21 protein-coding genes are annotated in these 18759 nt (G+C 72.6%); 15 read left to right on the forward strand and 6 right to left on the reverse strand.

The window, feature by feature from the left end; translation table 11 throughout:
• Positions 1-8: 8 nt before the first annotated feature.
• On the reverse strand, positions 9-494 hold the full coding sequence (locus FJQ57_RS17575) for a GNAT family N-acetyltransferase (protein ID WP_139982807.1): 486 nt from the start codon (positions 492-494) through the stop codon (positions 9-11).
• A gap of 58 nt (positions 495-552) precedes the next feature.
• Between FJQ57_RS17575 and FJQ57_RS17580 the strand changes: the two genes are divergently transcribed.
• The gene (locus FJQ57_RS17580; protein ID WP_139982809.1) at positions 553-1344 is read left to right on the forward strand and encodes a PP2C family protein-serine/threonine phosphatase; all 792 of its coding nucleotides are present in this window, start codon (positions 553-555) and stop codon (positions 1342-1344) included.
• A 4-nt stretch (positions 1345-1348) separates the two neighbouring features.
• Positions 1349-1996: an MBL fold metallo-hydrolase gene (locus tag FJQ57_RS17585; RefSeq protein WP_139982811.1), complete on the forward strand. Its 648-nt coding sequence runs from the start codon at positions 1349-1351 to the stop codon at positions 1994-1996.
• Positions 1997-2011: 15 nt separating this feature from the next.
• On the opposite strand, the gene FJQ57_RS17590 is transcribed toward FJQ57_RS17585, so the two are convergent.
• On the reverse strand, positions 2012-3298 hold the full coding sequence (locus FJQ57_RS17590) for an isochorismate synthase (protein WP_139982813.1): 1287 nt from the start codon (positions 3296-3298) through the stop codon (positions 2012-2014).
• A gap of 113 nt (positions 3299-3411) precedes the next feature.
• Between FJQ57_RS17590 and FJQ57_RS17595 the strand changes: the two genes are divergently transcribed.
• Positions 3412-4047 carry a hypothetical protein gene (locus FJQ57_RS17595; RefSeq protein ID WP_139982815.1) on the forward strand — a complete coding sequence of 212 codons (636 nt, stop codon included), beginning with the start codon at positions 3412-3414 and terminating at the stop codon, positions 4045-4047.
• Here FJQ57_RS17595 and FJQ57_RS17600 read toward each other — a convergent pair.
• Positions 4035-4940, reverse strand: coding sequence for a L,D-transpeptidase family protein (locus FJQ57_RS17600; RefSeq protein WP_139982817.1), 906 nt, complete (start codon positions 4938-4940; stop codon positions 4035-4037). The genes FJQ57_RS17595 and FJQ57_RS17600 overlap by 13 nt on opposite strands.
• 96 nt (positions 4941-5036) lie before the next feature.
• Here FJQ57_RS17600 and FJQ57_RS17605 point away from each other — a divergent pair, with 96 nt between their 5' ends.
• Positions 5037-5726 (forward strand): demethylmenaquinone methyltransferase, encoded by a 690-nt coding sequence (locus FJQ57_RS17605; RefSeq protein WP_139982819.1) that lies wholly within the window; start codon positions 5037-5039, stop codon positions 5724-5726.
• Between the two features lie 45 nt (positions 5727-5771).
• Here the strand turns inward: FJQ57_RS17605 and FJQ57_RS17610 are convergent, their stop codons facing one another.
• The 3 genes from FJQ57_RS17610 to FJQ57_RS17620 are packed head-to-tail and all read right to left on the reverse strand — an operon-like array spanning position 5772 to position 7797.
• Positions 5772-6536 carry an AIM24 family protein gene (locus FJQ57_RS17610; RefSeq protein WP_211349064.1) on the reverse strand — a complete coding sequence of 255 codons (765 nt, stop codon included), beginning with the start codon at positions 6534-6536 and terminating at the stop codon, positions 5772-5774.
• On the reverse strand, positions 6533-7174 hold the full coding sequence (locus tag FJQ57_RS17615; RefSeq protein WP_139982821.1) for an AIM24 family protein: 642 nt from the start codon (positions 7172-7174) through the stop codon (positions 6533-6535). The genes FJQ57_RS17610 and FJQ57_RS17615 overlap by 4 nt, the downstream gene beginning before the upstream one ends.
• 5 nt (positions 7175-7179) lie before the next feature.
• Entirely contained in the window at positions 7180-7797 is a 618-nt protein-coding gene (locus FJQ57_RS17620; RefSeq protein WP_139982823.1) for an AIM24 family protein, read from the reverse strand.
• 236 nt (positions 7798-8033) lie between these two features.
• Here FJQ57_RS17620 and FJQ57_RS17625 point away from each other — a divergent pair, with 236 nt between their 5' ends.
• The 11 genes from FJQ57_RS17625 (at position 8034) to nuoK (ending at position 18745) form a co-directional block, all read left to right on the forward strand.
• Positions 8034-8393, forward strand: coding sequence for an NADH-quinone oxidoreductase subunit A (locus FJQ57_RS17625; protein WP_139982921.1), 360 nt, complete (start codon positions 8034-8036; stop codon positions 8391-8393).
• Positions 8394-8490: 97 nt separating this feature from the next.
• Positions 8491-9045, forward strand: a complete 555-nt coding sequence (locus FJQ57_RS17630) for a NuoB/complex I 20 kDa subunit family protein (protein WP_139982825.1) — start codon at positions 8491-8493, stop codon at positions 9043-9045.
• A gap of 1 nt (position 9046) precedes the next feature.
• The gene (locus tag FJQ57_RS17635; protein WP_139982827.1) at positions 9047-9751 is read left to right on the forward strand and encodes an NADH-quinone oxidoreductase subunit C; all 705 of its coding nucleotides are present in this window, start codon (positions 9047-9049) and stop codon (positions 9749-9751) included.
• A 49-nt stretch (positions 9752-9800) separates the two neighbouring features.
• Positions 9801-11147 carry an NADH-quinone oxidoreductase subunit D gene (locus FJQ57_RS17640; protein ID WP_139982829.1) on the forward strand — a complete coding sequence of 449 codons (1347 nt, stop codon included), beginning with the start codon at positions 9801-9803 and terminating at the stop codon, positions 11145-11147.
• A complete protein-coding gene (gene nuoE, locus FJQ57_RS17645; RefSeq protein WP_139982831.1) occupies positions 11147-11956 on the forward strand; it encodes an NADH-quinone oxidoreductase subunit NuoE in 810 nt (269 codons plus the stop codon). Before FJQ57_RS17640 ends, nuoE begins: the two co-directional genes overlap by 1 nt.
• Positions 11956-13278, forward strand: a complete 1323-nt coding sequence (gene nuoF, locus FJQ57_RS17650; RefSeq protein ID WP_139982833.1) for an NADH-quinone oxidoreductase subunit NuoF — start codon at positions 11956-11958, stop codon at positions 13276-13278. The genes nuoE and nuoF overlap by 1 nt, the downstream gene beginning before the upstream one ends.
• On the forward strand, positions 13275-15686 hold the full coding sequence (locus FJQ57_RS17655) for an NADH-quinone oxidoreductase subunit G (protein ID WP_139982835.1): 2412 nt from the start codon (positions 13275-13277) through the stop codon (positions 15684-15686). Before nuoF ends, FJQ57_RS17655 begins: the two co-directional genes overlap by 4 nt.
• The gene (gene nuoH, locus FJQ57_RS17660; RefSeq protein ID WP_139982837.1) at positions 15683-16990 is read left to right on the forward strand and encodes an NADH-quinone oxidoreductase subunit NuoH; all 1308 of its coding nucleotides are present in this window, start codon (positions 15683-15685) and stop codon (positions 16988-16990) included. The genes FJQ57_RS17655 and nuoH overlap by 4 nt, the downstream gene beginning before the upstream one ends.
• Positions 16990-17619: an NADH-quinone oxidoreductase subunit NuoI gene (gene nuoI / locus FJQ57_RS17665; RefSeq protein WP_281284285.1), complete on the forward strand. Its 630-nt coding sequence runs from the start codon at positions 16990-16992 to the stop codon at positions 17617-17619. Before nuoH ends, nuoI begins: the two co-directional genes overlap by 1 nt.
• On the forward strand, positions 17616-18452 hold the full coding sequence (locus FJQ57_RS17670) for an NADH-quinone oxidoreductase subunit J (RefSeq protein WP_139982839.1): 837 nt from the start codon (positions 17616-17618) through the stop codon (positions 18450-18452). Before nuoI ends, FJQ57_RS17670 begins: the two co-directional genes overlap by 4 nt.
• Complete coding sequence (gene nuoK / locus FJQ57_RS17675) at positions 18449-18745, forward strand: NADH-quinone oxidoreductase subunit NuoK (RefSeq protein WP_139982841.1); 297 nt, start codon at positions 18449-18451, stop codon at positions 18743-18745. The genes FJQ57_RS17670 and nuoK overlap by 4 nt, the downstream gene beginning before the upstream one ends.
• The last annotated feature ends 14 nt before the right edge of the window (positions 18746-18759 follow it).

The raw sequence follows: 18759 nt of genomic DNA on the forward strand, positions 1-18759 counted from the left end.
TCGGCCGCTCAGGCGGGCCGGCGCACCATCCGCAGCTCGCGACCGGCCCGGTGGCGGTCCTCCACGGCCGCACCGTCGGGCGCGAAGCCCCGCCGCTCGTAGAACCGGGTCGCGCGGTCGTTGCCCTCCAGCACCCACAGGTACGCCGGCCGGTCGGCCACCACGGCGTCCAGCAGCGCGTCGGCGAGCCCGCTGCCCCAGTGGGCGGCGCGCAGGTAGATCGCGTACAGCTCGAGGTCGACCGGCGGCACGTCGAGCCGCGGCGGACCCGACGTGGCGAACCCGACCAGCCCTGCGTCGTCGGCCACCCACGTGCGCAGCTCGGGGCGGGCCAGCACCGCGCGCCGGTGCGCGACCCGCTCGGCGACCGGTGCCCCGAACACCTCGGCGAACACCTCGGGCGCCACGAGGTCGGCGTACGCCTCGTGCCAGCAGGCCTGGTGCAGTGCGACGAACGCCTCGGCGTCGTCGGGCACCGCGGGCCGCAGGTCCACAGCGGGATCCTAGGCGGATCTCAGGTCACGCCGGGGTCGCGTGCGGCATCGTGGGGTCATGTTGCAGATGGTCGCCGCCGCCGGGAGCCACCCCGGCCTGCGTCGCGCGACCAACGAGGACTCCGGGTACGCCGGCCCCTCCCTGCTCCTCGTCGCCGACGGTGTCGGCGGGTCGCAGGCCGGCGAGGTCGCCTCGGCCACCGCCACCCTCGCCGTGGCCCGGCTGGCCGCCCGACGCCGCGGGCTGGAGCCGGTGGCCACCCTCGACGCGGCCGTCCGCGAGGCCCGCGAGGCCCTGGTCGCCCACGAGCAGGAGCACGCCGGGGACCAGGGCCTGTCGACCACGCTGACCGCCGTGCTGACCGACGGCCGCCGCTGCGCGCTGGTGCACCTCGGCGACTCCCGTGCCTACGTGCTGCGCCGCGGCCGGTTCGCCAGCCTGACCCGCGACCACACCCTCACCGCGTCCATGCTCCGCGCCGGCCTGCTCACGCCCCAGCAGGCCGAGGTCTCCGAGCACCGCCACCGGATCACCCGCTGGCTGGGCACCCAGGGCGTCGGCGACGAGCTCGAGCCCGACCTCGGCCGCCTCGAGCTGGAGGTCGGCGACCGGGTCGTGCTGTGCACCGACGGCGTCACCGACCACGTCGAGGACGGCGCGCTCGCCCGGCTGGTCGCGGGCGGGACGCCCGAGGAGGTCGTGGCCCGCCTCGTCGGCGCCGGTCTCGACGGCGGCGGCCGCGACAACCTCACCGTCGTCGTCGGCGACGTGGTCGAGCGCGGCGCCATCGCCACCGGCGGCCGGGTCGTCGGCGCCGCGGCCGAGCCGGTCCGCGCCGCCGTACGGTGAGGGCATGGCGGACTTCCGGCTGACCAAGTTCGGGCACGCGTGCGTGCGCATCGAGCACCGCGGCGTGACGGTCGTCGTCGACCCGGGTGGGTTCACCCAGCGCGAGGCCGTGGCGGGGGCCGACGTCGTGCTGGTCACCCACGAGCACGCCGACCACTACGACGCCGACCACCTGCGCGCGAGCGACGCCCCGATCCACACCGTCGAGGCCGTGGCTGCGGTCATCCGGGAGCAGGCGCCCGACCTCGCCGACCGCGTCGTGGTCGTGGAGCCGGGCCAGCGGCTCGACGTCGGCCTGCCGGTCACCGTGGTCGGCGAGAGGCACGCCGTCATCCACGAGGACCTGCCGCGCGTCGACAACTCCGGCTACCTGCTCGACCTCGACGGCACGACCGTCTTCCACCCCGGCGACGCGCTGACGGTGCCGGAGGAGCGGGTCGACGTGCTGCTCGCCCCGGTCTCCGCGCCCTGGCTCAAGGTGGGGGAGGCCGTCGACTTCGTGCGCGCCGTCGCCGCGCCCCGCACGGTCGCCATCCACGACCGCGTCTACAGCGAGGTCGGCCTGGCCATGGTCGAGGGCCACCTGACCCGGCTCGCCCTCGGCGAGGGACGCACCTTCACCCGGCTCGCCGACGGCGACGACCTCGCCTGAGGCGGACGGGCCCGGCTACTCGCCGAGCGAGTCGCGCACGGGCACGAACTTCGCGTGCGCCTCGGCCAGCTCCGAGGCCGGGTCGGAGTCGCCCACGACGCCGCAGCCGGCGAACAGCCGCACCGTCGGGCCGTCGACCTCGGCCGAGCGCAGGCCGATGCCCCACTCGCCGTCGCCGGCGGCGTCCATCCAGCCCACGGGGCCGGCGTACCGCCCGCGGGGCATGCCCTCGATCCGGGCGATGAGGTCGACCGCGACGTCGGTGGGGTGCCCGCCGACGGCCGCGGAGGGGTGGAGCGCGGCGGCCAGGGCCAGCGACGTCGCGGTGGCGGAGTCGTGCACCACCCCGGTGACGTCGGTGGCCAGGTGCATCACGTTGGGCAGGTGGAGCACGAACGGCGCCTCGGGCAGGTTCATCGAGGAGCAGAACGGCGCGAGGGAGGTGCCGACCGACCGGACGGCGTACTCGTGCTCCTCGAGGTCCTTCGACGACCGGGCCAGGGTGGCGGCGAGCATGAGGTCGCGCGCGTCGTCACCGGTGCGCCGGATGGTGCCGGCGAGCACGCGGGAGGTGACCAGCCCACGCTCGCGGCGCACCAGCAGCTCGGGCGTGGCGCCGAAGAACCCGTCGACGTGGAAGGTCCAGCAGGTCGGGTAGCGCTCGGCGAGCCGCCGCAGCGGCCACCGCACGTCGACGTCGGCGTCGGCCGTGGCGACGAGGTCACGGGCCAGGACGACCTTCTCCAGCGCCCCGGCCTGGATGCGCTCGACCGCCTCGGCGACCGCGGCCATCCAGGCGTCGGGCCCGAGGTGGCCGTCGGCGAACCGGACGCCCGCGGGCGGCTCGGGCGCCTCGGCGGGTGCGGGTACGTCGAGGGGCCCGGCCAGGCCCGTGGAGGACACGGTGGTGAGCCAGGCCCGGTCGCCGCGGCGCCCCACCAGGACCTCCGGCACGACGAGCACGGAGTCACCGGGGGAGTCGGCGAAGGCCATGGCGCCGAAGCAGACCAGGCCGCTGCCGGGCTCGCCGACCTCGTCGCGCACCACCGCGCGCGCCGCGGTGGCCGACCACCAGGCGTCGGCCTCGGCGAACCGGTCGGCACCCGTCGTGCGGACCGTCGCGGCCGTGCCCCAGCCCACGAGGCCCTCCCCGCGGCGCAGCCACGCGACGAGGTCACCGCCCGGGCGGTCGGCGGGGGCGGGCAGCAGGGCCACGAGCGAGGCCAGGTGGTCGGGGTCGACCGCCGTCGTGCGGACCACGAGCGACACGTCCGGCCGGTCGGCGGGGGCACCTTGGGTCACGTCCCGAGACTACCGAGACGAGGACGTCGGACCCCGTGCGGTCGGCGTGACGACGGGCACGCCCGGACGCCCCTCACCCCTCCAGTCGCGGTCGTGCTGCCACACTCGGTCGAGTGCCCGACACCAACCGCACACCGCTCGTCAGCCTCGCCGTGGGGGTCGTCGCCCTCGCGGGCGTCGTCGGCTTCGCCGCCGGCCTGCCCGAGGGACCTGCGTCCGAGACCGAGGGCGGGTCCTCGAACGAGGCCGCCCCGACGCTGCCCGACGAGCTGCCCAGCGGCCTCGTCGCGGTCGACCTCGGCACGGCTCCGGCCGAGCTCGCCCAGCAGCTCGGCGACGTCGCGTCGGTCAAGACGCAGCAGGACTCGATCGTCGCCGGCCTCGACGACCTGTACGGCGCCGCCTCGGCCATGCGCATCTACTTCTCCGAGGACCCCGCGGCGCTCGTCCAGGCGGTCGCCGTCGACGAGGCCGCGGGGCCGTTCCTGCAGACCCTGCCCCTCGACCCGGCCACCGTGGGCCTGGCCCGGCTGCCCACCGAGATGGTGCGCCGGGGCGAGGCCGTCTGCTCGGTGACCTGGGGCCAGGAGGTGCCGGAGGGCCAGCCGGTCGACCCGACCGAGGTGCCGCAGTCGGTGCGCTGCCAGCAGGGTGGCGGCGGCCGCACCTACGACGTCCTGGCGCGGGGCCTCGACCTCGACCAGACCGTCGCGGCGGTGCAGGACCTCGCCGGGTCTCAGGACCAGTAGACGACGACCTGGTCGCCCAGGCGCACCTGGTCGAACAGGCCGGCGATCGCGTCGAGGTCGCGCACGTTGACGCAGCCGTGCGACGCCCCGTCGTACCCACGGGCCGCGAAGTCGGACGAGTAGTGCACGGCCTGGCCGCCGGAGAAGAACATCGCGTACGGCATCGCCGTGTGGTAGATCGTCGAGGTCCACTCACGGTGCATGCGGTCGACGGTGAAGACGCCCTCGCGCGTCGGCGTCGACTCCGAGCCGAACCGCACGTCGACGGTCAGGCGCACCTCGCCGTCGACCACCCACCGCAGCGTGCGGGAGGACTTGTCGACGCAGAGCACGCGGCCGGTGCTGCAGCGCGCGTCGAGCGCGCCCGGGGTGTTGGTCCCCAGCCGGTTGGCCAGCTCGTCGGCCGTCGGCTCGGTGGTCATCGCCTCGAGCCGGTCCATCGTGCGGCGGTCGACCTCACCGGTCACCGGGATCTCCCGCTTGGCCTGGAAGCCCTCGACCGCGGCCGTGGTCACCTCGCCGTAGGTGCCGGTGACGTCCTGCTCGAACCAGTCGATCTGCCGCAACCGGGCCTGCAGCTCCCGCACCTCGTCGCCCTCGTCGCCGGGGGCGAGGATCGCCGGGCCGGGCACGAGCTCCGGCTCCGGCGCCGGCTCGGGGGCTGGCGCGGGGGTCGGGGTCGGGGCGGACTCCGGCGTCGGGGTCGCCCGGGGAGCGGGGGCCGGGCGGGGCGCGCGGTCCGACACGACCGGAGCGCGGTCGGCGACGGGGGTCGGGCGCGGCCCGGCGGCGGCAGCGTCGCCGGATCGTGAGGACCAGGCGACGCCGTACGCGCTGAGCGCGACGAGCGCCCCGACGGCGAGGACGAGGACGATGCGGCGGACGGTGTTCATGGTGCCTTCCTGGAGGGTGCGGTGGTGGGGGTCTGGCACCAGGGGAGACGCCACCCGCACCCGTTTGGTTGCGGGTGGTTGACCTAAGGTCGTGGCGTGGCCCGCGCGCAGCTCGACAAGCAACCCGTCGACGTCCAGCAGATGTTCGACACGGTCGCGCGCCGCTACGACCTCACCAACGACGTGCTCTCGCTCGGCCAGGACCGCCGCTGGCGCAAGGCCGTCATCGACGCCGTCGACCCGCAGTACGGCGAGCGCGTGCTCGACCTGGCGGCCGGCACCGGCACCTCGAGCGAGCCGTTCGAGGAGCGCGGCGCGCGCGTCGTGCCCTGCGACTTCTCCCTCGGCATGCTCCGCGTCGGCAAGCAGGCCCGTCCCCACCTGCCCTTCACCGCGGGCGACGGCACCCGGCTGCCCTTCGCCGACGACACCTTCGACGCGGTGACGATCTCCTTCGGGCTGCGCAACATCGTCGACCCGCTGGCCGGGCTGCGCGAGATGCGCCGGGTCACCCGCCCCGGTGGCCGGCTCGTGGTCTGCGAGTTCAGCCACCCGACGTGGAAGCCGTTCCGCACGGCGTACGTCGAGTACCTCATGCGCGCGCTGCCGCCGGTGGCCCGCGCGGTCTCCTCGGCGCCCGACGCCTACGTCTACCTCGCCGAGTCCATCCGCGCCTGGCCCGACCAGGCCGGCCTCGCCGCGATGGTCGCCGAGGCCGGCTGGGCGGGTGTCGAGTGGCGCAACCTCTCCGGCGGGATCGTCACCCTCCACCGCGCCCAGGCCTGACGCCGACCCGTCGCGGTCGCGCGACGGGTCAGCGGGGGCGGGGGCTCAGAACTGGCCGGACTGGCCGCGCTGGACGAGCCGCTGGCCGAGCTGGGCGGCGCTGTGCGGGTCGAGCATGTGGGTCTGGGACTCGATGACCTGCGCCAGGGCCGGGTTGTGCCGCAGCACCTCGGAGGACTGCAGCAGCACCGTGCCGGCGCCGGTGAAGTCGTACTGGCGCTCCTCGCCGGACTCGCGCCCGAACATGGCCCCGATGCCCGACATGAACGACTGCGCCATCCAGTGGTGGTCGTAGTGCTGGGAGGGGGAGGGGCAGTCGGCCCAGCCGAGCAGCGCCTCGGGGTCGGCCCGGAACGGCGGCTCGACGAAGATCACCGGCCCCGAGGACGAGGCGAGGAACTTCCCGGTGCCGATGAGGGTGAGGAACCCCGGCACGATCGACTGCTTGAGCTCCAGGCCGGTCTCGAACGCCAGGAGGTTGGTCGACTTGATGGTGAGGTTGCCGTCCTCGAGGTCGTAGGAGTTGATGTCGTAGCCGCGGTCGCCGATGACGAGCTTGCCGTGGCCGGCGGCGACCACCCACTCCTGCGTGTAGAGGGGGGAGGAGAAGCGGGCGGCGACCCAGGCCGCGCGCGAGGCGAAGGCGGCGACGCCGGAGAAGTCGATGTTGCCGTAGTAGGCGATCATCGCGCCCTTGGACGTGAACCACTCGCCCTGCAGGTCGATGCAGAAGGAGTAGGCGTTGATGTTGTCGTTGGAGGGCAGCGTCTTCTCGTCGAAGACGGTCGAGCCGGTGGGCATGTCGATCATGAGAACTTCTGCTCCGATGCCTGGACGTAGACGCGACCGTGGCCGGTCACGTGCAGCTGGGTGGCCTCGCCGGACCCGCGACCGACGACGTCGCGGATGCCGGCGCTGACGCGGAAGTCGACGTTGAGCGCGCCGACGTGGCCGACGTAGGCCTGCGGGTCGACGCCGACCGTGTCGCCGTTGACCGGGATCTCGAACGCGCCGCCGTGGGAGAGCACCGCCACGGTGCCCTGGCCGCTGAGCTTGGTGGTGAACAGGCCCTGGCCGGTGGCCATGCCGCGCACCGCCTGGCGCACGCCGCCCGAGCCGATCATCTCGATGGAGGAGCTGAGGTGGGCGTCGTGGGCGAGGAGCCGGTCGGCCTCGACCGTCAGCGTCTCGTTGGCGAGCTGGATGACGGTGACGTACAGGCCGCGGAAGCCGTAGAGCACCGTGCCCTGGCCCTCGGCGACCATCATGGCGACGCTCTCGCCCGACATCGCGCGCCCGACCATGCCGCCCACGCCGCCCCCGCCGTGGATGGGGCGGAAGGAGACCCCGCCGGAGTAGCCGAGCATCGCGCCGCGGCGGGCGATGACCTCGCCGCCGGGCCGGACCTCGGTGCGCACGACCTTCTTGTTGAGCTGCTCGAAGACCATCGCCGTCACCTCTCCGCGGGCTGGATGTAGACGGTGCCCTGGCCCTCGAAGCGCAGGCTGAACGGCTCACCGCCGCCCTCGCCGGCCAGGCTGCGCCAGGTGACGCCCGAGACCAAGCTCATCTGGAGCTGGCCGGTGCCGGCGACGTAGGCGTCGGGGTCGACGACCAGCGGCATCCCGGGCGCGACGGCCAGCGGGATCATCGGGCCGTCGGACATGATCGCGCACTGCCCGGTGCCGGAGACCGACGTCGTGGCCAGGCCCTGGCCGCTGGTCATGCCGCGCAGGCCGGAGAACTGGACGTCGAGGCGCAGGCCGCTGGTCACGGCCAAGATGTGCTCGGACTCGACGGTCAGCTTGTCGTCCTGCAGCCCGACGACGGTGACGTCCATGGCGTCCTGGGCCAGGAAGGCCCGGCCCTGGCCCTGGCACTCCATCAGCGTGATGCTCTCGCCGGCGACGCGCTGGCGGACCGCGGCCCGCAAGCCACCTCCGCCGCCCATGCCGGCGTGCTTGAACGAGACGGTGCCCTGGTAGGCGACCATCGAGCCCTGGGCGGCTCGGATGCTGTCGCCGGCCAGGTCGGCCACGAGCACTTTCTTGTCGGCGGTGAGGGTCGCCATCGGGCCTCCGGTGCGGTCGGGGGGTGCGGACCTCGCACCTTAGTGGCCACGGCCGACGCGCGAATTACGCAACGTCGGCGTACCCGAAATTCGCAGGTCAGGACGCGTTTGGGGGCCCTCCCCCGGGTGTGACCTACGGCGCTCCGAGTGGCAGTATGGCGGGGAGCGCACCTCGTGATTCGTTTCACAAGGTCACAGGCCAGGTGTACGGGGTGCGGACCGAAGGGATCAGCCGGATGGACATCTACACCCCCGTCCTGGTGCTGGGGGCACTCGCGGCGCTGTTCGCCGTCGGCTCCATCATCACGAGCATCTTCGTGGGCCCCGCCCGCTACAACCGCGCCCGGCTCGACTCCTACGAGTGCGGCATCGAGCCCACCCCGCAGCCCGTCGGCGGCGGCCGGTTCCCGGTGAAGTACTACATCATCGCGATGCTCTTCATCATCTTCGACATCGAGATCATCTTCCTCTACCCCTGGGCCGTGAACTTCGACCAGATGGCCCTGTTCGGGCTCATCGAGATGGTCCTGTTCATCGGCACCGTGTTCGTCGCCTACGCCTACGTCTGGCGCCGCGGCGGGCTCGACTGGGACTGAGCGGCACCAGCGGCACCAGCGGCACGAGCGGCACGAGCGGCACCACCCCCACCTCCACCGCCACCACACGGCACCACGAACCCGGGAGGGACACAGCATGGGCATCGAGGACAAGCTCCCCAGCGGTGTGCTGCTCAGCACCGTCGAGGGCCTGAGCGGTTACATGCGCAAGGCCAGCTTCTGGCCGGCCACCTTCGGCCTGGCCTGCTGCGCCATCGAGATGATGACCAGCGGCGGCCCCAAGTACGACCTGGCCCGGTTCGGCATGGAGGTCTTCCGGGCCAGCCCGCGCCAGGCCGACCTGATGATCGTGGCCGGGCGGGTGAGCCAGAAGATGGCCCCGGTCCTGCGCCAGATCTACGACCAGATGCCCAACCCCAAGTGGGTCCTGGCCATGGGCGTGTGCGCCAGCTCCGGCGGCATGTTCAACAACTACGCGATCGTCCAGGGCGTCGACCACGTCGTCCCCGTCGACATGTACCTCCCGGGCTGCCCGCCGCGGCCGGAGATGCTCATCGACGCGATCCTCAAGCTCCACGACCAGGTGCAGGCCGGCAAGGCCGGTGCCCACCGCGCGGCCGAGATCGAGCAGCGCGAGGTCGCGGCGCTCAACGCGCTGCCCACGTCCGAGATGAAGGGTCTGCTCCGCTGAGATGAGCGACGAGGACACCACCACCGGCCCCGACCAGGCCGACGGCAAGACCCCCGCGACCACCGACCAGGAGGTCCGCGCGGTCGGCGAGCGCACCGGCATGTTCGGCGTGCGCGGCTCCGGCGACACCAGCGGGTACGGCGGCCTGGTCGCCCCGATCGTCTTCCCCGGGGCCGCCCAGCGCCCCTTCGGCGGCTGGCACGACGAGGTGGCCGACGCCCTCGAGCAGGTCACCTCGCTCGGCCGGGTCGTCGTGCACCGCGGCGAGATCACCTTCCACGTGCGGCGCGAGGACCTCCTCGCCACCGCCAAGCACCTGCGCGACGACCCCGCCCTGCGCTTCGAGCTCTGCTCGGGCGTCAGCGGCGTGCACTACCCCGAGGACAAGGGGGCCGAGCTGCACGCGGTCTACCACTTCACCTCGATGACCTTCAACCGGATCATCCGGGTCGAGGTCAGCGTCCCCGACAGCGACCCGCACCTGCCCTCGATCGTCGCGGTCTACCCGACCCTCGACTGGCACGAGCGGGAGACCTGGGACATGTTCGGCATCGTCTTCGACGGCCACCCGGCGCTGACCCGGATCCTCATGCCCGACGACTGGCCGGGCCACCCGCAGCGCAAGGACTACCCCCTCGGCGGCATCCCGGTCGAGTACAAGGGCGGCACCGTCCCGCCCCCCGACCAGCGCCGCTCGTACAACTGATGATGTCCCCCCAGCACGCCCAGCGACCCACCCAGCGGAGGAGCCACCCATGAGCACCACCGACGACGTCTACGCCGGCGCCAACGACACCAGCGAGGGCAAGGTCTTCACGGTCACCGGTCGCGACTGGGACCAGATCGTCGAGGGCCTCTCCGGCGCCGAGGGCGTCGAGGAGCGGGTCGTGGTCAACATGGGCCCGCAGCACCCCTCGACCCACGGCGTGCTCCGCCTGATCCTCGAGATCGAGGGCGAGACGGTCACCGAGGCCCGCTGCGGCATCGGCTACCTGCACACCGGCATCGAGAAGAACATGGAGTTCCGCTCCTGGGTGCAGGGCACGACGTTCGTGACCCGCATGGACTACCTCTCGCCGCTGTTCAACGAGGCGGCCTACTGCTTCTCCGTCGAGCGGCTGCTCGACATCGAGGACGACATCCCCGAGAAGGCCCAGGTCATGCGGGTCCTGCTCATGGAGCTCAACCGCCTCTCCTCCCACCTGGTCGCCATCGCGACCGGCGGCATGGAGCTCGGCGCGCTGACCGTGATGACCATCGGCTTCCGCGAGCGCGAGCTCGTGCTCGACCTGTTCGAGCTCATCACCGGCCTGCGCATGAACCACGCGTTCATCCGACCCGGCGGCGTCGCCCAGGACCTCCCGCCCAACGCGCTGCAGGAGATCCGCGACTTCACGGCCCTGATGCGCAAGCGCCTGCCCGAGTACGCCGCGCTGTGCAACGCCAACCCGATCTTCAAGGCGCGGCTGACCGACGTGGGCCACCTCGAGCTCGACGGCGTGCTGGCCCTCGGCCTGACCGGCCCGGTCCTGCGCTCGACCGGCTACCCCTGGGACCTGCGCAAGACCCAGCCCTACTCCGGCTACGAGACCTACGACTTCGACGTCCAGACCTGGGACACCTGCGACGCCTACGGCCGCTTCCGCATCCGGCTCAACGAGATGTGGGAGTCGCTGCGCATCGTCGAGCAGGCCGTCGACCGGCTCGCCGGCCTCGAGGGCGCCCCGGTGATGATCGGCGACAAGAAGATCGCCTGGCCGAGCCAGCTGGCCATCGGCAGCGACGGCATGGGCAACAGCCTCGACCACATCCGCCACATCATGGGGGAGTCGATGGAGGCCCTGATCCACCACTTCAAGCTGGTGACCGAGGGCTTCCGCGTCCCGCCGGGCCAGGCCTACGTGCCCATCGAGTCGCCCCGCGGCGAGCTCGGCGCCCACGTCGTCTCCGACGGTGGCACCCGTCCGTTCCGGGCGCACTTCCGCGACCCGTCCTTCACCAACCTGCAGGCGACGAGCGTGATGAGCGAGGGCGGCCAGGTCGCCGACGTCATCGTCGCGATCGCCTCGATCGACCCCGTGATGGGAGGCGTCGACCGCTAATGGCGCTCAGCACCGACACCCTGGGCGAGCTGCGCGAGATCGCCGCTCGCTACCCGCAGAAGCGCTCCGGCCTGCTGCCGATGCTGCACCTCGTGCAGTCCTCGGAGGGGCGGGTGACGCCCGAGGGCATCGAGGCCTGCGCGGAGATCCTCGAGATCAGCCCGGCCGAGGTCAGCGGCGTGGCGACCTTCTACACGATGTACAAGCGCAAGCCCGTCGGCGACTACCACGTCGGGGTCTGCACCAACACCCTGTGCGCGGTCATGGGCGGCGACGAGATCTTCACCCGGCTCAAGGACCACCTCGACGTCGGCAACGACGAGACCAGCGCCGACGGCAAGATCACCCTCGAGCACGTCGAGTGCAACGCCGCCTGTGACTACGCGCCGGTGGTGATGGTCAACTGGGAGTTCATGGACAACCAGACCCCCGACTCGGCGGTCCAGGTCGTCGACGACCTGCGCGCCGGTCGCGAGGTCCGATCGACCCGCGGCCCGGCGCTGTGCACGTGGCGCGAGGCCGAGCGGGTGCTGGCCGGGTTCCCCGACGGCCGCGTCGACGAGGGTCCCTCGGCCGGCCCGGCCTCGCTGCTCGGCCTCGGCATCGCCCGCGAGCGCGGTTGGACCGCCCCCGACGCCCCGGCTCCGGCCGCCGTGTCGGGCGGCGACCCGGCCCCCGCCGTACCCGAGGAGCGTGCGGAGGAGCCACGAGCCACGGCCGAGTCCGGCGACTCGACGACCAAGGCCGCCGCCGTCGAGGAGGACGCACCGACCTCCGAGACCGCGGCCGAGAAGAAGGAGGCGGACTGATGAGCACCATCGACACCCTGACCCCCGTCCTCACCGACGACTGGGACGCCGAGCAGAGCTGGAAGCTCGCGACCTACGAGTCGCGCGGCGGCTATGAGGCCCTGCGCACCGCGCTCGGCATGGCGCCCGACGACATCGTCGCCGCCGTCAAGGACTCCGGCCTGCGCGGCCGCGGCGGCGCGGGCTTCCCGACCGGCATGAAGTGGTCCTTCATCCCGCAGGACAACCCCAAGCCGAAGTACCTCGTCGTCAACGCCGACGAGTCCGAGCCGGGCACCTGCAAGGACACCCCGCTCATGATGGCCTCGCCCCACACCCTGGTCGAGGGCGTCATCATCAGCTCCTTCGCCATCCGGGCCAACCACGCCTTCATCTACATCCGCGGCGAGATCCTCCACGTCATCCGCCGGGTCCAGGCCGCGGTCGCCGAGGCGTACGCCGCCGGTCACCTCGGCAAGGACATCCACGGCTCCGGCTACGACCTCGACGTGGTCGTCCACGCCGGCGCCGGCGCCTACATCTGCGGCGAGGAGACCGCGCTCCTCGAGGGCCTCGAGGGCCGCCGCGGCCAGCCCCGGCTGCGCCCGCCGTTCCCGGCCGTGGCCGGCCTCTACGCCAGCCCGACGGTCATCAACAACGTCGAGTCGATCGCCTCGGTGCCGAGCATCATCAGCCACGGCGCCGAGTGGTTCGCCTCGATGGGCACCGAGAAGTCCAAGGGCTACGGCATCTTCTCCGTCTCCGGCCACGTCGAGCGGCCCGGGCAGTACGAGGCGCCCCTCGGCATCACCCTGCGCGAGCTGCTGGAGATGTCCGGCGGCGTGCGCCACGGCCACCGGCTGAAGTTCTGGACGCCCGGCGGCTCCAGCACCCCGCTGCTGACCGACGAGCACCTCGACGTGCCGCTCGACTTCGAGGGCGTCGCCGGGGTCGGCTCGATGCTCGGCACCCGCGCGCTGCAGGTCTTCGACGAGACCACCTGCGTCGTGCGGGCCGTGCTGCGCTGGACCGAGTTCTACAAGCACGAGTCCTGCGGCAAGTGCACCCCGTGCCGCGAGGGCACCTGGTGGCTGGTGCAGACCCTGGCCGCGCTCGAGCGCGGCGAGGGCAGCGAGGCCGACCTCGACCTGCTGCTCGACCAGTGCGACAACATCCTCGGCCGCTCGTTCTGCGCGCTCGGCGACGGCGCCACGAGCCCGATCTCCAGCTCGATCCAGTTCTTCCGCGACGAGTACCTCGCCCACCTCACCCACGGTGGGTGCCCGTTCGACCCGGCCGCCTCCACGGCCTGGGCCGGTTCCCTCACCGGAGCAGCCAAGTGACCACCACCCCCGACAAGACCGGCGTCGAGCTGGTCTCGGTGACGATCGACGGCATCCAGGTCGACGTCCCCAAGGACACGCTCGTGATCCGGGCCGCCGAGCAGGTCGGTGTCCAGGTCCCGCGGTTCTGCGACCACCCGCTGCTCGCGCCGGTCGGCGCCTGCCGCCAGTGCCTCGTCGACGTGCCCGACGCCGGCAACGGCCGCGGGTTCCCCAAGCCGCAGGCCGCCTGCACCCTGCCCGTCGCGCCCGGCATGGTGGTCAACACCCAGGTGACGAGCGAGGTCGCCGACAAGGCGCAGCAGGGCGTCATGGAGTTCCTGCTCATCAACCACCCGCTCGACTGCCCGGTCTGCGACAAGGGCGGCGAGTGCCCCCTGCAGAACCAGGCCATGAGCAACGGCCGCGGCGAGTCGCGGTTCGTCGGCTCGGGGGCGGGCGGCGTCAAGCGCACCTTCCCCAAGCCGATCAACCTCAGCCCGCAGGTCCTGCTCGACCGCGAGCGCTGCATCGTGTGCCAGCGGTGCACCCGCTTCGCCGCCGAGATCCCCGGCGACCCGTTCATCGCCCTGGTCGAGCGCGGCGCGCAGCAGCAGATCGGCATCGCCGAGAACGCGCCGTTCCTGTCCTACTTCTCGGGCAACACGATCCAGATCTGCCCGGTCGGTGCGCTGACCTCGGAGTCCTACCGGTTCCGGTCGCGGCCCTTCGACCTCGTCTCCAGCCCCTCGGTCGGCGAGCACGACGCGTGCGGCTCGGCGATCCGGGTCGACCACCGCCGCGGCAAGGTCATGCGCCGGCTCTCCGGTGACGACCCCGAGGTCAACGAGGAGTGGATCACCGACAAGGACCGCTTCGCGTTCACCTACGCCACCGAGGCCGACCGCATCACCTACCCGCAGGTGCGCGACACCGACGGGTCGCTGCGTCCGGCGTCGTGGATCGAGGCCTTCGCGGTCGCGGCCCGCGGGCTGCGCGAGGCCGGCGGCGTCGGCGTGCTGGCCGGTGGCCGGCTCACCGCCGAGGACGCCTTCGCCTACAGCACCTTCGCCCGCGTCGCGCTCGGCACCAACGACATCGACTTCCGGGCCCGGCCCCACTCGGCCGAGGAGGCCGAGTTCCTGGCCGCGCACGTCGTGACCACCGGTCCCGAGGCCGGCGCCGTCACCTACGCCGACCTCGAGTCGGCCTCCACGGTGGTGCTCGTCGGGCTCGAGCCCGAGGACGAGGCCGGGGCGGTGTTCCTGCGGCTGCGCAAGGCGGCGCTGCACCACGGCACCCGGGTGCTCGCGCTGGCGCCGTACACCACCCGCGGCCTGGGCAAGATGAACGGCACCCTGGTCCCGACGGCCCCGGGCGAGGAGCCCGCCGCCGTCGCCGGGCTGCTCGGCACCGAGCACGGTCTCGACGCCCGCTCGGTCGTCATGGTCGGCGAGCGCCTGGCCACCGTGCCCGGCGCGCTCACCGCCGTGGCCGACCTGGTCGCCAAGACCGGGGCCCGGCTCGCCTGGGTCCCGCGGCGCGCGGGCGACCGCGGTGCGCTCGAGGCCGGCTGCCTGCCGGGCCTGCTGCCCGGTGGCCGCCCGGTCGCGGACGCCGCGGCCCGCGTCGACGCCGCCGCCTCGTGGGGCGTCGACACCCTGCCCGACACCCCGGGCCGCAACGGCGACGCGATCGTCGCCGCCGTCCTGGCCGGCGAGCTCGGGGGCCTGGTCGTCGGCGGGGTCGACCCGCTCGACACGACCGACCCGGCCGCCACCCGGGCCGCGGTCGAGCAGGCCTCCTTCGTGGTCGCCCTCGACCTGCGCGCCAGCGACGTGACCCGCGCCGCCGACGTCGTCCTGCCGGTCGCCCCGGTCACCGACAAGGCCGGGTCGTTCGTCAACTGGGAGGGCCGCGTCCGCTCCTTCGAGCGCATCCTGGCCAACCCGGCCTCGCTGCCCGACTCGCGCGTCCTCGCCGGCATCGCCGAGGAGCTCGGGCGGCCGCTGGGCTTCCGCACCGTCGAGGACGTGCGGGCCCAGATGGCCGAGATGGGTCCGTGGGACGGCCCCCGCGCCACCATGACCCCGGTCGAGCCCGTCGCCGACACCGCGCGTCCCGGCGAGGGCCTGCGCCTGGCGTCGTGGAAGCAGATGATCGACAACGGCACGATGCTCGCCGGCGACAAGCACCTGGCCGCGACCGCGAGGCCCGCGGTCGCCCGCGTCGCCCGGGCCGTGCACGACGCCTGCGGCCCGATGGTCACCGTCACCGGTGACCGCGGCTCGGTCACCCTGCCCTCCGAGGTCGCCCCCGACCTGGTCGACGACACCGTCTGGCTCCCCGCGAGCTCGACCGGTCGTGGCCTGCTCGCCGATCTCGCCTCGCCCGGGTCCCGGGTCACCGTCACCGGAGGCAACGCATGAGTCCCCTCGCCAGCCCGCTGGTCACCGACGCGGGCCTGCAGGCCTTCGGGCGCGACGTCTGGTGGGTCGTCGGGCTGAAGGTCCTGCTGATCTTCGTCGTCCTGGTGCTGCTGACGCTGTTCAACATCTGGTTCGAGCGCCGCGTCGTGGCCCGGATGCAGCACCGCATCGGCCCCAACGTGCACGGGCCCTTCGGCCTGCTGCAGTCGCTCGCCGACGGCGCCAAGCTGATGTTCAAGGAGGACATCATCCCCAAGGCCGCCGACAAGGTGGTCTTCATCCTGGCGCCGATCATCGCGGTGATCCCCGCGTTCGTGACCTTCAGCGTGATCCCGTTCGGGCCCGAGGTGAACTTCTTCGGGCAGGTGACCCCGCTCCAGCTGACCGACATGCCCGTCGCGGTGCTGTTCGTCATGGCGATCGCCTCGATCGGCATCTACGGCATCGTGCTCGGCGGCTGGTCCAGCGGGTCGACGTACTCCCTGCTCGGCGGCCTGCGCTCGAGCGCGCAGATGATCTCCTACGAGGTCGCGATGGGCCTGGCCCTCGTCGCGGTCTTCCTGTACGCCGGCTCGATGTCGACCTCCGAGATCGTGGCCGCCCAGGAGGACCTCTGGTTCGGGCTGATCCTGGTCCCGTCGTTCGTCATCTACGTGATCGCGATGGTGGGCGAGACCAACCGCGCGCCGTTCGACCTCCCCGAGGCCGAGGGCGAGCTGGTCGGCGGGTTCCACACCGAGTACTCCTCGATCAAGTTCGCGCTGTTCTTCCTCGCCGAGTACGTCAACATGGCCACCGTCTCGGCCCTGGCCACGACGCTGTTCCTCGGCGGCTGGCGCGCGCCGTTCTGGATCGACGAGCTGTACGCCGGCTTCAACTCCGGCTACTGGCCGGTGCTGTGGTTCTTCGGCAAGGTCCTGGTCTTCATCTTCTTCTTCATCTGGCTGCGCGGCACGCTGCCCCGGCTGCGCTACGACCAGTTCATGTCCTTCGGCTGGAAGGTGCTGATCCCGGTCTCCCTGGTCTGGATCATCGCCGTGGCGACCCTGCGGGTCGCCCGCACCGAGGGCTGGTTCGAGGGCACCAACCTGCTCATCGTGCTCGGCGTCGCACTCGTCGTCGTCCTCGGCCTGTTCTTCATCGGCGGCAAGGAGTCCGCCGAGGAGACCGACGGCGAGGTCCGCGCCGGCAGCGGCGGCTTCCCGACCCCGCCGATGCCCGTCGGCGGTGCCGTGCGCGGCTCGGCCGCCCCCCTGACGTTCGACGACCCGTCCCGCGTGACCGTGGCGGGGGAGGAGGCCTGATGGCCGAGAAGAGGTCCGGCGCGTCCGGACAGCCCGAGCAGCCCCGCGACGGTCGCCCCGTCGACAACCCGGGCTCGAAGTCGCTCAAGGAGCAGTTCCTCGACCCGGTCGCCGGGTTCGGGGTCACGTTCCGCACGATGTTCCGCAAGGTCGTCACCGAGCAGTACCCCTTCGAGAAGCAGCCGACCGCGCCGCGCTTCCACGGCCGCCACCAGCTCAACCGCTGGCCCGACGGCCTCGAGAAGTGCATCGGCTGCGAGCTGTGCGCGTGGGCCTGCCCGGCCGACGCGATCTACGTCGAGGGTGCCTCCAACGACGACGCCGCGGGCGAGCGCTTCAGCCCCGGCGAGCGCTACGGCCGCGTCTACCAGATCAACTACCTGCGCTGCATCCTGTGCGGCCTGTGCATCGAGGCCTGCCCGACCCGGGCCCTGACGATGACCAACGAGTACGAGCTGGCCGACGACAACCGCGCCGACCTGATCTACGAGAAGTCCGACCTCCTCGCGCCGCTCCTGCCCGGCATGGAGCAGCCGCCCCACCCGATGGTCGACGGCTTCGACGAGGGCGACTACTACCGCGGCGGCCTGTCGGGCCGCCCCGCGCCGGTCGGAGGCGAGCAGCCGTGATCTCGTTCTGGGCCCTCGCCCCGGTGATGGTCGTCGCCGCCCTCGGCATCCTCGTGGTGCGCAAGGCGGTGCACGCCGCGCTGCTGCTCGCCGTGGTGATGATCAGCCTGGCCGTGCAGTACGCCGCGCTCGACGCGCCGTTCCTCTTCGCGGTGCAGATCATCGTCTACACCGGCGCCATCCTCATGCTGTTCCTCTTCGTGCTGATGCTCGTCGGTGTCGACGCCTCCGACTCGATCGTCGAGACCATCAAGGGCCAGCGCCTCATGGCCATCGCGGTCGGCCTGCTGCTCGGCGTCGTGCTCGTCGTGGCCATGGCCCAGCTCACCCTGGGCACCGCCACCGGGCTCGACTCGGCCAACGAGGGCGGCAACGTGCCCGCCCTGGCCAACATCGTGTTCTCCCGCTACGTCTTCGCCTTCGAGGTCACGAGCGCGCTGCTCATCACCGCCGCGGTGGGCGCGATGGTGCTCGCCCACCGCGAGCGGCTCACGCCCAAGGCCTCCCAGGCCTCGCTGGCCGCCCAGCGCCTGCGCGACTACGCCGACAAGGGCACCCACGTCGGACCGCTGCCGGCCCCAGGCGTGTACGCCCGCCACAACGCCGTCGACACCCCGGCCCTGCTCCCCGACGGCACCGCTGCGGAGTCGTCGGTCTCGCGGGTCCTCGCCGCACGCGGTACCGTCCGCTCCGCGCCGGCCATGGCCGACGACATCGAGGAGCTCAAGCGCCAGCTCGGCGTCGACCCCGCCGCCCGGCCCAACACCGGCGGACGGGGCCAGGCCGCGGCCACCACGACCACCGAGGACGTCGAGAAGGGTGAGAGCGCATGACCGAGCACTACGTCGTGCTCTCGGCGATCCTCTTCACCATCGGCGCCGTCGGCGTGCTGGTCCGCCGCAACGCCATCGTCGTGTTCATGTGCGTCGAGCTGATGCTCAACGCCTGCAACCTCGCGCTGGTGGCCTTCGCCAAGCAGCACGGCAACCTCGACGGGCAGGTGGCGGCGTTCTTCGTGATGGTCGTCGCGGCCGCCGAGGTCGTCGTCGGCCTGGCCATCATCATGACCATCTTCCGCACCCGTCGCTCGGCCTCGGTCGACGACGCGAGCCTCCTGAAGTTCTGAAAGGTCCCGCTCGA

The sequence above is a fragment of the Nocardioides litoris genome (assembly GCF_006346315.1).
Classification (GTDB): Bacteria; Actinomycetota; Actinomycetes; order Propionibacteriales; family Nocardioidaceae; genus Nocardioides; species Nocardioides litoris.

What these genes read in the sequence shown, in the direction of transcription:
- FJQ57_RS17625 (WP_139982921.1), top strand. Translation starts at nt 8,034, where the DNA reads ATGGACATCTACACCCCCGTCCTGGTGCTGGGGGCACTCGCGGCGCTG.
- FJQ57_RS17615 (WP_139982821.1), bottom strand. Translation starts at nt 7,174, where the DNA reads ATGGTCTTCGAGCAGCTCAACAAGAAGGTCGTGCGCACCGAGGTCCGG.
- FJQ57_RS17585 (WP_139982811.1), top strand. Translation starts at nt 1,349, where the DNA reads ATGGCGGACTTCCGGCTGACCAAGTTCGGGCACGCGTGCGTGCGCATC.
- FJQ57_RS17635 (WP_139982827.1), top strand. Translation starts at nt 9,047, where the DNA reads ATGAGCGACGAGGACACCACCACCGGCCCCGACCAGGCCGACGGCAAG.
- nuoK (WP_139982841.1), top strand. Translation starts at nt 18,449, where the DNA reads ATGACCGAGCACTACGTCGTGCTCTCGGCGATCCTCTTCACCATCGGC.
- nuoI (WP_281284285.1), top strand. Translation starts at nt 16,990, where the DNA reads ATGGCCGAGAAGAGGTCCGGCGCGTCCGGACAGCCCGAGCAGCCCCGC.
- nuoE (WP_139982831.1), top strand. Translation starts at nt 11,147, where the DNA reads ATGGCGCTCAGCACCGACACCCTGGGCGAGCTGCGCGAGATCGCCGCT.
- nuoF (WP_139982833.1), top strand. Translation starts at nt 11,956, where the DNA reads ATGAGCACCATCGACACCCTGACCCCCGTCCTCACCGACGACTGGGAC.
- FJQ57_RS17620 (WP_139982823.1), bottom strand. Translation starts at nt 7,797, where the DNA reads ATGGCGACCCTCACCGCCGACAAGAAAGTGCTCGTGGCCGACCTGGCC.
- FJQ57_RS17630 (WP_139982825.1), top strand. Translation starts at nt 8,491, where the DNA reads ATGGGCATCGAGGACAAGCTCCCCAGCGGTGTGCTGCTCAGCACCGTC.
- FJQ57_RS17640 (WP_139982829.1), top strand. Translation starts at nt 9,801, where the DNA reads ATGAGCACCACCGACGACGTCTACGCCGGCGCCAACGACACCAGCGAG.
- FJQ57_RS17600 (WP_139982817.1), bottom strand. Translation starts at nt 4,940, where the DNA reads ATGAACACCGTCCGCCGCATCGTCCTCGTCCTCGCCGTCGGGGCGCTC.
- FJQ57_RS17610 (WP_211349064.1), bottom strand. Translation starts at nt 6,536, where the DNA reads ATGATCGACATGCCCACCGGCTCGACCGTCTTCGACGAGAAGACGCTG.
- FJQ57_RS17580 (WP_139982809.1), top strand. Translation starts at nt 553, where the DNA reads ATGTTGCAGATGGTCGCCGCCGCCGGGAGCCACCCCGGCCTGCGTCGC.
- nuoH (WP_139982837.1), top strand. Translation starts at nt 15,683, where the DNA reads ATGAGTCCCCTCGCCAGCCCGCTGGTCACCGACGCGGGCCTGCAGGCC.